Raw genomic sequence first — 13,529 nt, 5'->3', positions numbered from 1 at the left:
CCTGCGGCCACTTTTTCCCGACCGGCTCGACCTCGAACAGCCCATCACCACCCATGCATGACGTGATCATCCCGTATGAATGATCACGAACCGTTGGCGGGTTGTCGGTTACCGAGACGCACCCCTAGGGATACCCAAAGTGATCAATGCGAGGGAGGCTGCCTGTCGACCGCATGCCGGTTCGGCGCACACCACGCCTGTGCGGCGTCCTCCCCGGCTCCGGAGCCGATCTGATCCGTTCCGGACTACGGCCTCGGTTGAGCGGTTCTCATAGATCAGCGGAAGGTGGGGGAGAGAGCACCGGCGACGGTCCGACACATCTGCGGATCCTCGGTCAGGCCGATCCCCAGGGCCCACAGCCAGTAGTCCACCGTGCGCACCAGCGTCCAGGCGCGTACCCGGTCGGCATCAAGGTCGGCCACCTCGGCAATGGCAGCCAGGCGGGTTCGGATGCCGGCAACCCCCTCCATTTCCGCGAACCGCCGCCAGAGCAAAGGCGCCACCGCGTACTCGGGATCGCCGCTGAGCGGCTTGGGGTCGATGGCCAGCCACGGCTCGCGGTAGCCGGCCAGCACGTTCTCGTAGTGCAAGTCACCGTTGACCAACTGACCAGCCGTCGTGGGACCGTACTCGGCAGCGAGGCTGGCTGCCGCATCGACCAGGCGCCGGGAGAAGGGACGACCGAGTTGCTCCCATTGAAGGTTCAAGCGGGCGGGGAGCCGGGCGGCGAGATCTCGCAAGCAAGCAAAGCCCTGCGGGGCCGGGACGGACAGGCGCCGCAGCAGGAGCCCGGCGGCGGTGACCGCCTCGTCGACGTCTATGTCGGAGAGGGTGCGGCCAGCGTCGAGCCGCTCCAACAGCATGGCTCCCGCGGCCGGTTCGTGGTCAAGCAGCAGCACGGTCCCCTGTCCGTCCCAGGCGGCGAGAGCCAGCGCCTCATGCTGCGTCGTGGCGTCCTGCCAGGACACCTTGAGCGCGCAGGGCTCTTCGCCACGCTGCACCGGGACGACCAGGCCCAAGTGGCCGTGGAGCGGCGCGCCGTCCACCGCCAAGTCCCACCGTGCACAGAGGCTCTCCACCAGTGCGGGCAAGGAGTCGACCCACTCCTTTCCGCGCTGGCCCGCACGGTTCACCGCCGCCGTTGCGAAATCTGCGGGAACGTCGATCACGACCCCGATCCTGCCAGGACGTGGCTGGCCCGCCCAACGACGGGTGCGGCAAACAGGGTGTAAGCCTGTCGGCTATGCCTACCGACGTTATTGAGACACGCTCCTAGCGCGTCGGAGCGGTCGCCTTTACGCATACGTACGGCAGTGAGTCGGCGCGCCACTCGCCGCGCCCGCCGCTGTTCGCGCCACCAGCACGCCCCCGGCGCAGCGGGATCAGCCCGGCCCTGGGCGAGCGGCGCTATGCTCCCCTGTCGTGCAGCAGACGCGCCTGGACACTGCTCGGATCCGCTTGGCCCGCCGGGTGATCGACCCGATCTTTCTCGACAGCCCGCTGTACCGCTGCGAGGCACTGGAGCCGCATCTCGGGTGCGCCGTGAGCATCAAGCTCGAAACGGCCAACCCGGTCCGCAGCTTCAAGGCCCGCGGCACCGAGGTGGTGGCGAGCCTGCTCGCCGACCGTGGTGCGCGAGCCGTGGTGTGCGCGAGCGCCGGAAACCTGGGGCAGGCCCTCGCCTGGTCCGGTCGCGGCCGAGGGCTCGACGTGACCGTAGTGGCGTCCCGATGCGCGACGGTGGCCAAGCTGGACCGCATCCGCGCGCTGGGTCCCAGGCTGGAACTGGTGGACGGCGACCACGAGGTGGCTCGCGAACGGGCGGCGGCCGTCGCGCAGCGCGACGGTATCCGTCTCGTCGAAGACAGCCTGGACATCGAGACCTGCGAGGGCGCGGCGACCATCGGCCTGGAACTGGTGGACGCCATGCCGTCGTTCGACACGGTCCTGATCGCCCTCGGTGGCGGGGCGCTGGCCACCGGCGTGGGGCATGTGATGAAGGCCTTGGCACCCCAGGTCGAGGTGATCTGCGTCCAGCCGCAGGGCGCACCCGCGATGACCCTCTCGTGGCACGAGAGGCGCGTCGTCACCACCGGCTCGACGGACACCATCGCTGACGGCGTCGCCGGCCGACTCCCCATCCCGGCCGTCCTGGACGACCTCCTCCTGACCGCCGACGACGCCGTCCTGGTCCAGGAGAAGTCGATCACCACCGCCATGCGGATGCTCCTCGACCACGCGGGCCTCGTCGTCGAACCGTCGGCCGCGCTCGGCATCGCGGCGATCCTCGAAGACCGCGACCGCTTCGCCGGCCGGCACGTCGTCACCATCGTGTGTGGCAGCAATGTCGACGTGGACGCCTACCATCGCTGGGTCGGCGCGGCCGGCCCCCACAGGTCGTGACCGCCGCCCTGCGTGGGCAGCCCAACGGCGCCGTGCGTGCGGCGAGGTCAGCCACCCTGGCCGGCGCTTCCGACCGGGCCGACCTTCACCGGGGAGCCGGGACTGTCCGTGACGGGCAGTGTGCCGGCGCCCGGCCAGTCGAGGGTGACCGTCTTCGTCTCGTCCGGCGGGGTCACCAGCAGCCCGGTCACGCGCACGCCGGAGCCCGCCGACGTGTTGAGCGGGTAGGTGATGCCGAAGGCCGTCGACGCCCCGTCCTTGAGGACCGTCGGGTCGGCCTGCTGACCGGTGCGCTTCGCGGACAGCGACCCCGCGCTGGTCTTCAGGTCGACGCCCGCGTACCCGGAGATCGAGCAGTCCCGGCCCCCGCGGTTCGTCAGCTGCACCGCGACGGTGCCCTCGGGGGCGCCGTCGATGGTGTTGTCCTTCGCCGTGATCTCCAGCTCGTCGGTGCGGCACTTGGCGACCTTGCCGTCCTCGTTCGAGCCGGTCCCGGCGGCCGTGCCCTGCCCGCCGGAGCTCTTCCCGGCGGAGTCCTTCCCGCTGTCCTGATCCGAACTGCCCGCGTCCGAGCCGCCGGACGAGGAAGACGTGCTGGACGCGTTGGACGGTTCGCTCGTCGCGGTGCCGTCCTTGTCGTTCTGGCAGGCCGTGAGCGCGAGACTCGCGGCAACGGCCAGGGCGGCGAAGGTGACCTTGTGAACGCGCATCGCTTCTTCCTCGGTGTCGATGGGGGGTTCCGGCTGCTCGGTGCGAGCGAGCGTTTCTGATCACCAAGAGCCGCTCGTCCCGGCAGACCGTTCCGCCCAACCATCCCGTAATACATCCCTGTTACACGCCGAGCCTGGCGCAGCGCGCACCACCACCGGTCACACCCCGGCCGCGCCTGGCCCTGCATCCGGCCCCGTAGACGCTTCCCCTGCCGCAGTCCGGCGTGGGGAACGGGGCCCGAACACCGCGCGCAGGGGAATGCCGTCGACGGACCGAGGCACCGGCTCCCACCGCCGTTCCCACACCTGCCCGCGGCCGCCACCCGCTGGGACAGACCCGTGACCCGGCGGACCTTGACCCCGGACAAGCGATCCGCGCCTAGCGGGCGGGCCCGTGTCGGGGCGGCCGTCGTCGACAGAACCCTCGGCGCTCAGTGGGACCGTGCGGGCGGGACCTGCCGGCGGGTGTCGAAGGGACGGAAATCCGGGTTCGTGACGCAGCCCAGGTTCTGATAGATGTTCACGTTCGTCTGCGGGTCCTGGCCGGCCCAGTGGTACTGGCACGCCCCCTCGATGAACCTGCCCTGCACCCCGCCGGGGAAGTCGATCTCCTTGTTCCACAGGTACTGCGACTGGATGCCGGTCATCCGTGCGGTGGCGTTCACATCGATCCCACCCGGCGCCTGGATCGCATACACCCAGCCGTCCTTCCCGCCCCCCGTGGCGAAGCCCTGCGCCACCCACCGGTCGCACGTCGTGCTCACATGGGCGGAGTTCTGGCCACCCCCGCCGGTGATCCACTTGTTCAACGGGGTCAGGTCCGTCCCCAACGGTGTGAAGCCGCTGCGGAAGATCGCCCGCGGGTCCGGCCGGGTGTCGCCGCGCCACAACGTGTTCACGTCGTTGCGCCAATACCAGCCCTCGCGCACCGCAGCCACATCGACCTGCGAACGCAGACCACGGTTCGTCGTCGTCTGCGTCCACTCCGACGACCGGTAGCCACCTGTCGGGCCGCACGGTCCGGTGTCACGGATCTGCTCCGGGGTTCCCGGGTACGGATCTGCCGCCGCACCCGCGGACGAGACGAACGTCAACGAAGTGACAACAAGGGAGGCAGCGGAAGCGATCCGCAGCGCGGTCTTGAACATGGACGGGCCAGCCCCTCACTCGACTCACACAGCCCACGTTCCCTAGCCCGAACAGGCCGGACAACCACACGGCCTGCACCCCGATCACCCGCCGGGACCACAGCCTTCACTCACCCGGCACTCCCCACCGACCCGATCCGGCCACGCCGTCACGTCGCCTTGAGCGGCTGCCCGTGGCATGCAGACGGCGGACCTGCCCGGGGCACGAAAGGGGGCTGCCCATCGGATCCAACTGCGCTGTCACCGCGGGGGAGTGGTGGCACGGTCCGGCTTGACGGCACGGCGCTGCTCGCGCCGGTCACTTCCGTTCCAGTGCCGCCAGCCGCAGTTCGAGCTGGTCGACCCGGTGCCGAAGCAGGGTGACCTGGGCTTCCAGGCTGACTTCTCGCTCCGCCCTGCGCTGAATACGCGGTGACGCGGCGGCGCGCTCGATCACCGCGTCCAGCCGGACCAGGCGCTGCGGCCCGTTCGGGCCGTCCACCAGCCGGGACTGGATCTCGCCGTTGCGGTACCAGGATCGCAGGGCCGAGCGGGAAACGCCGGTCTCGGCTTCCGCCTTGGCCAGTGTGACCCAGGGTGTCTCGTCCAACTGCTCGAACAGCTCCAGCTCGCTCTGCCAGCGCGCGAGCCGGTCCTCCCAGTGCGACGGTGTTTCCATCACACCCTCCCTTCAGCACGGTGACCCTGTCAATAGCAGTGTATTGACAGGGTTGGGACCATGGAGCCATGACTTTTGAGAGGTTCTCAGTGAAGGCCCGCCGGTCGGTCGTCGCGGCCCAGGAGCAGGCGAGGCTGCTCAAGCACCATCAGATCGGCACGGAGCACATCCTGTTGGGGCTGCTCGATGTGCCGGACAGCACGGCGGCGAGAGTTCTGCACCGGCTCGGGTACGACAAGGAGACGGCACAAGGCGACATCGCCGCGGTGGTCGAGCCCGGCACGGGGGAACTGAGCGGCCACATCCCGTTCGCGTCGGCCGCGAAGAGGACGCTGGAACTCGCCCTGCGCGAGGCGCAGCAGCTGCACCACAACGACATCGGTACGGAACACATCCTGCTCGCCCTGGTGAGGGAGGACGAGACCGTCGGCGCGAAGGTGCTGGCCGAGCGGATCGATCCGATCAGCAAGATCCGTGCCGCGGTGCTGGCAGCGCTGGAGGGATCACAGGACGTCGCGGCCGGCCCATGGCCGGCCGGCACACCTGCGACCGAGGACACCATGTCCACCGCCGGCGCCCTGGCCGGAGGCGCACCGGTCGGCAGCCATCACCTGCTCGAGGCGTTGCTGCGGGCGGAGAACAGCATGGCGGCCAGGGCGCTGCGCGAACTCGGGGTCGACCCGGACGCGGTCGCCGCCAAGATCGACGAGCTGGATCCGGAGACCACCACGGACGCGAACCCGGAGGAGTCCGCCGCGCGCAGGATGGAGATCCGGGTGGTCGACGAGGAGGTGCACCTGATCCTGCGGGACCCGGCGACGGTCACGATCGCCAAGAAGGTCACCGAGCTGTCCAATGGCCCGATCCAGGGTGTCGGACCGGTCGCCGGCATGTTCGTGCCGCTCTGGCGGTCGGCCAACCAACTGCTGCTGCAGATCCAACGTGTGCTGGAACCGGAGCCCGAAGAAGAAGACGGCTCTGCCACGAGCAAGGTGGCCAAGGCCGTGCGTACGGTGCTCGCACCCCGGCTCCGCCGGTGAACCGGCTGATCGGCGGGCCCGGATCTGACGGTGGGACAGGCGAGGACCGGGGCTCGACGAGCGCGACCATCACCATCGTCGGAGCCGGCTTGGGCGGCCTGGCCCTGGCCCGTGTGCTGCACGTGCACGGCATCGACTCCGTCGTGTACGAACGTGAGGCGTCGCGCGACGCGCGCGGTCAGGGCGGCATGCTCGATCTGCACTCCGGGACCGGGCAGCGGGCGATGCGCGAGGCCGGCCTGATCGACCGGTTCCACGCAATCGCCCGTCGCGCAGGCCAGGACCTGAGTCTTCTCGAGCCGGACGGCACCCTGCTGCTGCAGGAGGACACGCCCGACGACGCTCCGCTCGAGCGCCCTGAGGTCGACCGGGCCGATCTGCGCAACGTGTTGCTGGACTCTCTCCCCGATCACGTGGTGCGCTGGGGACACGCAATCGAATCCGCCGATCACGGTCTGCTGCACTTCGCCGGCGGCAGCAGTGCGACGTACGACCTGCTGGTCGGAGCCGACGGCGCGGACTCCCGGATCCGCGCGCTGCTCACCGACGCCCGGCCGGCGCACACCGGCCAGAACGTCGTCGAGCTCGGCATTCCCGACATCGACCGCACCCACCCCGACCTCGCGGCGATGGTCGGACGCGGCAACTACTGGGCGCTCGGCAACGGACAATCACTGTCGGCGCAGCGCAACGGAGACGGCCGCGTACGCATCTACCTGAGCTTCTACAACGTCGCCGAGGACTGGTTCGCGACCAGCGGGGCCCCGTTCGGTGACCCAGCCGCCGCCCGGGCGCGGCTGATCGACCTGTTCACCGGCTGGGACTCACGGTTCATCGCACTGATCGCGGCCTGCGACGACACGGTCCTGCCGCGGTCGATCAGCACCCTCCCGGTCGGACTGACCTGGCCGTCGAGACCGGACGTCACACTGCTCGGCGACGCCGCGCACCTGATGCCGCCGGTGGGGCAGGGTGCCAACATGGCGCTGCTCGACGGAGCCCTGCTCGGCCTCGCGCTGGCCGCGCAGCCGGACGACTTTCCCGCCGCCGTCAAGGAATACGAAGCCGAGATGTTCGAACGCACCAGCGTCGCCGGCCGGCAGTCCGCGCACATCCAGGACATCCTGGCGTCGCCCGATGCCGGCCGGAAAATGCTCGCGTTCTTCCAACCCGGCTGAAGCCAACCGAATACGACATGAGTCTTGGTGCCCGGGCGGATGCCGAGCCGACCTGCGGGGGAGTACAAGCGGAGGGCCGCTGCGCCGAAGCCCTGGATCAGGACGAGGCAGCCTCGCCGCTCCAGCTCGGTCGGTAGCGACGAGGAGGGTTCGCAGGCGTTCCAGCGCAGGTCCAGCTTCTCAAGCGAGGGCATGTCGACGACCCGGTCCGGTAGCTGCGTGAGGCGGTTGCTCCTCACGTCCGGCTGGCGGAGGCGGGGCAAGTCGGTCCGGGAATCGGGCAGTTCGGTCAGGGCGCTCTCCCGCGGATCCAGGTGACGCAGTTTCGGGGAGGCCGGTCGTGGACGGCGGCAGAGGCGTGATCGCGTTGCCCCGGAGCCACAACTCGCGCAGATTGCGGAGGTCGGTGCGACCAGGTCCGGTCGTACCTCGCGGATGCCGTGCGGTCAGGCACTCGGATCACGTGCCTGACCGTCCCGTGCTTGCCTGCTTCGGAGCGGCCCGCTCGCCGGACGTCGCCAACAGGGCGAGCACCTCGCCGAGTTGCCGACGGATCTCCGGGTCGGTGATGAGCCCGTCCGCGCCGACCGTCCCCCGGTCCACCGGCAGCTGCACGCAGGCCGACTCCACGATGCCGGCGCCGGTGTAGCCCAGTACCGTCCTCAGCGTGGCCTCGGCCCCCCGACCACGCCCAGGGGCGGCCGCGTTGACCCAGGCGACCGGCTTGTCACCGATCTCGGTGCCGCCGACAGTCCAGTCCAGCAGGTTCTTGAAGGAGCCCGGCAGTGTGCCTGCGTACTCCGGGGTGCAGATCAGAATTCCAGCTGCCTGGTCGATGGCTGCCCGGAGCCTGGTCACGGGCGCAGGCAGCGGGTCGGCGTCGTCATCGGGGTTGAAGTGCGGGAGTGTCGTCAGCCCCTCGTACCGGACAGCGCGCACTCCCGCGGACGGCGCCACGGCCTTCGCCGTGCGCAGCACGGTCTCGTTGGTGGAGAGGGCTCGCAGACTTCCCGAGAGGAGAAGAATCACCGGCGGCGTGGACATCCGCTCAACCTACGTGCTCGGCACCGCGATCGGTCAACACTCAGCGCCGCACCAGGTCTTGTCGGCTGCCCAGTGGCGAACCCAGCCGGCGAAGCCGGGTTCAGCGGGGGTGGATCCTTACTCCGCTCCGAACGGAGCGGCGCCAATGTCGCAGATCATCCAGATGTGGCCCCGGTGCCGTCCCGAGACGACCAAGTGCCAGTACAAACCGCACCCGTCGGGCCCGGCACGACAGCCGAGCACCTCGCGCCGTGCCTCCGCGGCCTTCGTGGATCACCGCCGATGACACGCGGCCTGACCCGAGCTGGGCCGAACGAAGCTCCCTAGCTCATGTCCCCTGTGGCGGGCGTGCCTTCGGCGAGTGCGTAGCGCAGGTACACGGTGCCTTGGGGACCGGACACCGGCGGTTCGAGGAGTGTGACATTCGTGGGCACCGCGCCGCCGTCGAACACCTTCTTCCCGACACCGAGCATGATCGGGTGCACCCAGAGGTCGAGTCGGTCGAAGAGCTTCTCGCGCAGGAGGGTCTGCACCAGGTCCAGGCTCCCGACGACCTTGACGTGCTCGTGCCGGTCACGGATCTCGCGCACCGCGCCGGCCAGATCCGGGCCGAGCTGCGTGGACCTGGCCCACGAGAGGTCGGCCTTGCCGCGGGAGGCCACGTACTTCGGGACGCTGTTGAAGAGCGTGGCGATCTCGTTGCCCTTGCCGCTCTCCTGGTACGGCCAGTAGGCGGCGAAGATGTCGTACGTCCGCCGGCCGAGGAGGAGTGCGTCCGTACCCTCGTACGCGGCACTGATCTGCGCCCCGGTGACCTCGTTCAGCAGCGGGGCCTGCCAGCCGCCGAACGGGAACCCCACCGGGTCCTCGTCGGGGCCGCCGGGTGCCTGTCCGACGAGGTCGAGGGTTGTGAACAGTTCGATGTGGATGAGACCCATGGCGTGCCCCTGATGAGTTGGTCGTCTCGGTCGCAATGTAGACCCGCGGGCGTCGGCAGACTCATCGCTGGGACGCCCCCGCCTTCGTACTCGCTGCCTGCCGCATCGGACCCGGCCAGTTGTCCACGTGTCAGCGCACTCGGGCAAGTCCAACGCCTGGGAGTGTTCGTACGGGTCCGGCGCCTTGGCGGAACGGTCGCACACAGTCCGCAAGGCGTCTCGCAAGCACCCGTACCGGGGATGGTTCTGCTCGGCGGGCGAGTCCTCCGGCGCGTGGTGCCTGTTCCTGCTGCGGGGGACCGGCGTTCACTTGTCGTGGTACTCATCGTCGTCGCCCTGGACGTGCGCCCCCAGCACCGAAGCGATCTCCCGCATCTTCGTGAGGAGCGGCTCATCCGGGTTCTTCACCACGATCCGCCCGTCGCGCCAGTCCGACCAGGCGCCGGCGGTGCCCAGTTCGGGGTGAGTGACCATCTGCGCGAGCCATGCGTGCCGGTACTCCAGCACCGCGTCCTCGCCGCGTGGAGAAGCCCGGGCCACCTGAACCATCTCCAGGTCCGGGTCGGCAGCGACCACCGCCGACCACTCCTGCGTCGTGATCCGCTCGCCCTCTTCCGCCCACCAGGGCGTACGCCTGGTGATGTGTACGTCATATCCCATGGCCGCCACCGTAAAGGGGGCCACTGACACGACCACGAAGTCGGGCTGGACGACTGGCGGGGACCACCGCCGCCGTGTCAGGCGGTGACCACGTCGAAGTACGCCTTGCCTCGTGGAAGGTGAAGCCGGACACAGGTATGCGCGGTGGTGCCGGCGCCCCGAGCCAGGTCGGTGCAGGTGGCGCGTCCGTCCTTGCTCAGCGTCGTGAGCAGCGCTCGCCCTGCGCACCAAGCAGGCCGCCCTCCTCACCGGCGAGGAACACCTGCGTGGGCCCTCGCCCCGGCCGGCTGGCCGACCTCACGGTCTGGGACCAGGACCCGGCGCACTGCCGCGGCGACGTCCTGCGCGGCCTCGACCCCACGCACACTTTCGTCGGCGGAACCCTCGTGAGGCCGACCGGCGCACGCTGAGGGAGACGGCGAGGGGCAGGTGAACCGGTACCGTCCTTCGACCGCCATCATCGACGGGCGCACGCGGTCATGGTGGGCTGTCCGGCCCACCGGGAATGGTGTCTGCACGCTCAGGCGGTGCTGTCGTGGCCTGCACGTCGATCACTGTGCAGTCGACCGCCGTCACCGCCAGCCCCAGGGTCTGCTCGGCGGCGTCCCTCAGCGAGCGGCGCACCCGTTCGGCCGTCTCGGGCAGAGGCCGGTCCAGGCCTGCGGAGAGAGTGATGCTCACGCGAACGCCCACGTCAGGGCCGGCGTGCGTGATGCGGCAGCTCGCGGCGGTGACACCCGGTATCGCGTCCGCCGCGCTGCGCAGCACCTTGGCGGCGCTGTGTTCGGTGATCTGCAGGCCGCGTGTGGGGTCGGCCGGCGGAAGCGTCGGCCCCAGCCGTACCTCGTGCCGGACGATGTCCATGACGCGGGCGATGAGGTGCTGCGTGCTGGGGGGCGTGCGCTTGCGAAGGGCCGTCGTCGCGGCGTTCAGCGCGGCCAGTCCTTGGACGGCAGCGTGGCAGTAGGGGCACTCGGCCAGGTGCGCGTCGGCGGGCGCGACGTCGTCGCGGGCCTGCTCCCAGGCGCGGCTGAGGCGTTGCCCGCAGGTGAGCACGTCGTCGTCGGCGTGCCGGCCGATCTCGTCGAGGGGCGTGTCGTGCGGCGGCCTCCGTCGACGTGCGGGTTCCAGAGGCTGAGGGGGACGATCGCCTAGCGCCATGAGCTCAGTGCCTCCTTCAGCGATCGCCGCGCTCGGAACAGTCTTCCGCGGACCGTCTGCTCGGTGGTGCCGGTCACCTGGGCGATCTGCGCGTAGGACAGTCCGTGCAGTTCCCGCAGGGTCCAGCAGAGCCGCTGCTGCGGTTCCAGGGCGGCGAGTGCGTGGACCAGGTCGTCGGTGAGTGCGTCCTGTTCGGCTGACCGGACGGGGGAGCTGCGTATGCCGGGGGCGGCGAGTGCGGCCACTGAGTCCAACGGTACCGGGGCCGGCCGGTGGCGCAGGGAGTTGAGGCAGCGGTTGACGGTGATGCGGTACATCCAGGTGCTGAAGGCCGAGGCGTGACGGAACTCGGGCAGGCGCCGCCAGGCGCTGATGAATGCGTCCTGCACGGCGTCCTCGGCGTCCTGGGCGTTGCCGAGCGTGTGGAAGGCCATGGCGAGCAAGGGGCGGCTGTGGCGGCGTACCAAAGTGGCGAAGGCTTCCTCGTCGCCTTCGCCGGCCCGGGTCGCCAGTATGTCGTCCGGCGTGCCGAGCAGCCTGTCGGTCGGGCTCGGGGGAGGGGGCCGAGAGGGTTGTCCGGGACGGGCAGGGGTTTCCGTTCGGCGCGGGGAGGCGCTGGCGTTGTGTGTCACGTCTGCACCTCCTTCTGGCGTTGTTACGTGTTCCCGTGTTGAGGAATGTGATTCGAGTTCGTGACGATTTGTCCGGTGGGTGTGTCCAACCATGTGACGGGCGCTGTGCCGGCGCCCGCAGCGATGGATCGAGGCGACTGTCATGACGGACACCACCGACCGGCCCTCCACCGGGCAGGACGGCTCCCGTGGGGCCGTGACCATGCTGAAGGGGCCCACCGGCGCCGGCACCTCACCCGAGACGCGGGGCAGAACGACCATCGCCGACGGCGTCGTGGCCAAGATCGCGGGGCTGGCGGCCCGTGAAGCACCCGGTATCCACAACCTCGGTGCGGGCATGGCCCGTGCCATCGGCGCCATGCGCGAGCGCGTCCCCGGCGGCGGGAGCGGCGGTGTCAGCCGCGGCGTGAAGGTCGAGGTGGGCGAAAGCCAGGCCGCTGTGGACCTCGATGTCGTCGTGGAGTACGGCTACGCCATCGTCGACGTGGCGGCCGAGGTCCGCGTCAACGTCATCTCCGCCGTGGAACGCATGACCGGCCTGGAGGTCGTCGAGGTCAACCTCGTCATCGACGACGTGAAGCTTCCCGACGAGGAAGAAGAGACCGAGTCGGCTCAGGGACGCGTCCTATGACCCGTCGGTGGGACAGGTGAGGACAGGTGAGTGAGCGATGAATACAGCAACAGTCGGTCTGGCAGCCGGAATGTCACTGGGTTTCGCGGGTTACTTCGGCGGCTTCTGGGCTTTCCTCCTGGTGGCCGCCCTGGGCGCGGTGGGCCTGGTCGTCGGTCTCGTGGTGCAGGGCGACACGGACGTGTTCACCCGGCGGCAACGAGACATGTCCACCCGGCGGCAAGGGTGAGCGCCGTCCCGGCCGCCGGCTCACCGCAGCACGCGCGGGGCACGCATGCGCCCGACGCCCGACGGCCCTTGCCGCCTGCCGAGCGTGGCGCGACGGTGATACCGGATCGGGTCGTGGCCCGTATCGCCGCTCGTGTCGCGAGTACGGAACTGCACCGGCTCGGCGGGCCGCGAGAGCCGCTCACGGATCTCGCCGCACCCGGTGTTCGCGTGAGCACGCACGAGGGGACGGCGCACGTGTCGCTGTCGGTGGACCTTCCGTACCCCACGGACATCGCAGACGCCTGTCGGCACCTGCAACGCGAAGTAGCGGACCGGGTGGCCCAGTTGACAGGCATGGACATCAGTGACGTCACGGTGATCATTCGGCGGCTGGCCACCACCGACCGGCCGGGCCGCGTCCGATGACACCGCCGTCCGAGCGCCACAGGACCGGCAAAGGAGGGTCGTCATGACACTCGACGCGCAAGGGGCTGCCGACACCGAACGGCGGGGCAGGCGCGCTCCCGAGGCGCAGCCCCCGCCGGCTGACGACGGGGGTACGAGGTCACCGCGCCTGTGGTCGTCGCGCCGCGTCCCGGCAGCCCTGGTCGCTGTGGTGACGCTCTGCGCCTCGGGGGCGCTTCTGTACGACGTGATCGCGGTGCGCTCCGGACAGCGTGGCGGGGCGTGGCGCACCCGTCTCGCCGACGAGTTGGCCACCCGGCCGGTGGACGACCCTTGGCTGCTGATCGGCGGCGCCGTCGCCGCGTTGCTCGGTCTGTGGCTGCTCGTCCTCGCCGTCACCCCCGGCATGCGACGCCTGCTGCCGCTCCGGACGCCTGAGGGGTGCACGGAGGTGGGGGCGTGGCTGAATCGGCGGGGCGCCGAATTGCTGCTGCGGGATGCGGCGTTGCGGGTCCCGGGCGTCAGCCGGGCCCGTGTCCGGGTCGGCCGCCACCGCGTCAGCGCCCGCGCGGACGTCCGCTTCCGCGACGCCGAGACCGTCCGCGGAGAACTCGTCCAAGCGTTGCACGAACAGTGCCGTCAGCTCGCTCTGGCACACACGCCGCGGCTGGCGGTCCGCACACGTCATCCCACCCGTTGAGCCCCTCCGGA

At 70.1% G+C, this 13,529-nt stretch carries 17 protein-coding genes; 8 read left to right on the top strand and 9 right to left on the bottom strand.

Translation table 11 applies throughout. From position 1 onward, the window contains the following. Positions 1-275: 275 nt before the first annotated feature. Positions 276-1,169: an aminoglycoside phosphotransferase family protein gene (locus ACZ4IF_RS14775; RefSeq protein ID WP_467562807.1), complete on the bottom strand. Its 894-nt coding sequence runs from the start codon at positions 1,167-1,169 to the stop codon at positions 276-278. A gap of 253 nt (positions 1,170-1,422) precedes the next feature. Between ACZ4IF_RS14775 and ACZ4IF_RS14770 the strand changes: the two genes are divergently transcribed. Then, positions 1,423-2,403 carry a threonine ammonia-lyase gene (locus ACZ4IF_RS14770; RefSeq protein WP_467562805.1) on the top strand — a complete coding sequence of 327 codons (981 nt, stop codon included), beginning with the start codon at positions 1,423-1,425 and terminating at the stop codon, positions 2,401-2,403. A gap of 47 nt (positions 2,404-2,450) precedes the next feature. Here the strand turns inward: ACZ4IF_RS14770 and ACZ4IF_RS14765 are convergent, their stop codons facing one another. From ACZ4IF_RS14765 to ACZ4IF_RS14755, 3 genes are all read right to left on the bottom strand, one after another. After that, positions 2,451-3,113, bottom strand: coding sequence for a DUF4232 domain-containing protein (locus tag ACZ4IF_RS14765; RefSeq protein WP_467562803.1), 663 nt, complete (start codon positions 3,111-3,113; stop codon positions 2,451-2,453). A gap of 431 nt (positions 3,114-3,544) precedes the next feature. Next, positions 3,545-4,261, bottom strand: coding sequence for a scabin-related ADP-ribosyltransferase (locus tag ACZ4IF_RS14760; protein ID WP_467562801.1), 717 nt, complete (start codon positions 4,259-4,261; stop codon positions 3,545-3,547). A 298-nt stretch (positions 4,262-4,559) separates the two neighbouring features. Beyond that, a complete protein-coding gene (locus tag ACZ4IF_RS14755; RefSeq protein WP_467562799.1) occupies positions 4,560-4,919 on the bottom strand; it encodes an excisionase in 360 nt (119 codons plus the stop codon). Positions 4,920-4,987: 68 nt separating this feature from the next. On the opposite strand from ACZ4IF_RS14755, the gene ACZ4IF_RS14750 reads away from it, so the two are divergent. Further along, positions 4,988-5,959 (top strand): Clp protease N-terminal domain-containing protein, encoded by a 972-nt coding sequence (locus tag ACZ4IF_RS14750; protein WP_467562797.1) that lies wholly within the window; start codon positions 4,988-4,990, stop codon positions 5,957-5,959. A gap of 5 nt (positions 5,960-5,964) precedes the next feature. Then, positions 5,965-7,137: an FAD-dependent oxidoreductase gene (locus ACZ4IF_RS14745; RefSeq protein ID WP_467563039.1), complete on the top strand. Its 1,173-nt coding sequence runs from the start codon at positions 5,965-5,967 to the stop codon at positions 7,135-7,137. A 459-nt stretch (positions 7,138-7,596) separates the two neighbouring features. On the opposite strand, the gene ACZ4IF_RS14740 is transcribed toward ACZ4IF_RS14745, so the two are convergent. The 3 genes from ACZ4IF_RS14740 to ACZ4IF_RS14730 form a co-directional block, all read right to left on the bottom strand. Continuing rightward, complete coding sequence (locus tag ACZ4IF_RS14740; RefSeq protein WP_467562795.1) at positions 7,597-8,181, bottom strand: NADPH-dependent FMN reductase; 585 nt, start codon at positions 8,179-8,181, stop codon at positions 7,597-7,599. A gap of 323 nt (positions 8,182-8,504) precedes the next feature. Further along, positions 8,505-9,119 carry a dihydrofolate reductase family protein gene (locus tag ACZ4IF_RS14735; protein ID WP_467562793.1) on the bottom strand — a complete coding sequence of 205 codons (615 nt, stop codon included), beginning with the start codon at positions 9,117-9,119 and terminating at the stop codon, positions 8,505-8,507. Between the two features lie 306 nt (positions 9,120-9,425). Next, entirely contained in the window at positions 9,426-9,779 is a 354-nt protein-coding gene (locus ACZ4IF_RS14730) for a hypothetical protein (RefSeq protein ID WP_467562791.1), read from the bottom strand. Between the two features lie 266 nt (positions 9,780-10,045). Between ACZ4IF_RS14730 and ACZ4IF_RS14725 the strand changes: the two genes are divergently transcribed. Further along, positions 10,046-10,189, top strand: coding sequence for a hypothetical protein (locus ACZ4IF_RS14725; RefSeq protein WP_467562789.1), 144 nt, complete (start codon positions 10,046-10,048; stop codon positions 10,187-10,189). Between the two features lie 67 nt (positions 10,190-10,256). Here ACZ4IF_RS14725 and ACZ4IF_RS14720 read toward each other — a convergent pair whose 3' ends face one another. Together ACZ4IF_RS14720 and ACZ4IF_RS14715 are read right to left on the bottom strand one after the other, a co-directional pair. Further along, positions 10,257-10,940, bottom strand: coding sequence for an Asp23/Gls24 family envelope stress response protein (locus tag ACZ4IF_RS14720; protein WP_467562787.1), 684 nt, complete (start codon positions 10,938-10,940; stop codon positions 10,257-10,259). Then, positions 10,931-11,476, bottom strand: coding sequence for an RNA polymerase sigma factor (locus ACZ4IF_RS14715; RefSeq protein ID WP_467563037.1), 546 nt, complete (start codon positions 11,474-11,476; stop codon positions 10,931-10,933). The genes ACZ4IF_RS14720 and ACZ4IF_RS14715 overlap by 10 nt, the downstream gene beginning before the upstream one ends. A 238-nt stretch (positions 11,477-11,714) precedes the next feature. On the opposite strand from ACZ4IF_RS14715, the gene ACZ4IF_RS14710 reads away from it, so the two are divergent. From ACZ4IF_RS14710 to ACZ4IF_RS14695, 4 genes are read left to right on the top strand one after another with little or no spacing between them, the layout of a single operon-like run. Then, on the top strand, positions 11,715-12,203 hold the full coding sequence (locus ACZ4IF_RS14710) for an Asp23/Gls24 family envelope stress response protein (protein ID WP_467562785.1): 489 nt from the start codon (positions 11,715-11,717) through the stop codon (positions 12,201-12,203). 37 nt (positions 12,204-12,240) lie between these two features. Next, a complete protein-coding gene (locus ACZ4IF_RS14705; RefSeq protein ID WP_467562783.1) occupies positions 12,241-12,432 on the top strand; it encodes a hypothetical protein in 192 nt (63 codons plus the stop codon). After that, positions 12,429-12,839 (top strand): Asp23/Gls24 family envelope stress response protein, encoded by a 411-nt coding sequence (locus tag ACZ4IF_RS14700; RefSeq protein ID WP_467562781.1) that lies wholly within the window; start codon positions 12,429-12,431, stop codon positions 12,837-12,839. The genes ACZ4IF_RS14705 and ACZ4IF_RS14700 overlap by 4 nt, the downstream gene beginning before the upstream one ends. A gap of 43 nt (positions 12,840-12,882) precedes the next feature. Beyond that, a complete protein-coding gene (locus tag ACZ4IF_RS14695) occupies positions 12,883-13,518 on the top strand; it encodes a DUF6286 domain-containing protein (RefSeq protein WP_467562779.1) in 636 nt (211 codons plus the stop codon). The last annotated feature ends 11 nt before the right edge of the window (positions 13,519-13,529 follow it).

The organism is Streptomyces sp. NPDC025784 (genome assembly GCF_055558435.1).
The sequence above is the reverse complement of the archived record's forward strand: the minus strand, read 5'-3'. Positions and strand labels throughout refer to the sequence as shown.

Bases quoted from the DNA above. Each gene is read 5' to 3' on its own strand.
- ACZ4IF_RS14765 (WP_467562803.1), bottom strand. From the start codon at position 3,113: ATGCGCGTTCACAAGGTCACCTTCGCCGCCCTGGCCGTTGCCGCGAGT.
- ACZ4IF_RS14760 (WP_467562801.1), bottom strand. From the start codon at position 4,261: ATGTTCAAGACCGCGCTGCGGATCGCTTCCGCTGCCTCCCTTGTTGTC.
- ACZ4IF_RS14755 (WP_467562799.1), bottom strand. From the start codon at position 4,919: ATGGAAACACCGTCGCACTGGGAGGACCGGCTCGCGCGCTGGCAGAGC.
- ACZ4IF_RS14750 (WP_467562797.1), top strand. From the start codon at position 4,988: ATGACTTTTGAGAGGTTCTCAGTGAAGGCCCGCCGGTCGGTCGTCGCG.
- ACZ4IF_RS14740 (WP_467562795.1), bottom strand. From the start codon at position 8,181: ATGTCCACGCCGCCGGTGATTCTTCTCCTCTCGGGAAGTCTGCGAGCC.
- ACZ4IF_RS14735 (WP_467562793.1), bottom strand. From the start codon at position 9,119: ATGGGTCTCATCCACATCGAACTGTTCACAACCCTCGACCTCGTCGGA.
- ACZ4IF_RS14730 (WP_467562791.1), bottom strand. From the start codon at position 9,779: ATGGGATATGACGTACACATCACCAGGCGTACGCCCTGGTGGGCGGAA.
- ACZ4IF_RS14720 (WP_467562787.1), bottom strand. From the start codon at position 10,940: ATGGCGCTAGGCGATCGTCCCCCTCAGCCTCTGGAACCCGCACGTCGA.
- ACZ4IF_RS14710 (WP_467562785.1), top strand. From the start codon at position 11,715: ATGACGGACACCACCGACCGGCCCTCCACCGGGCAGGACGGCTCCCGT.
- ACZ4IF_RS14705 (WP_467562783.1), top strand. From the start codon at position 12,241: ATGAATACAGCAACAGTCGGTCTGGCAGCCGGAATGTCACTGGGTTTC.
- ACZ4IF_RS14695 (WP_467562779.1), top strand. From the start codon at position 12,883: ATGACACTCGACGCGCAAGGGGCTGCCGACACCGAACGGCGGGGCAGG.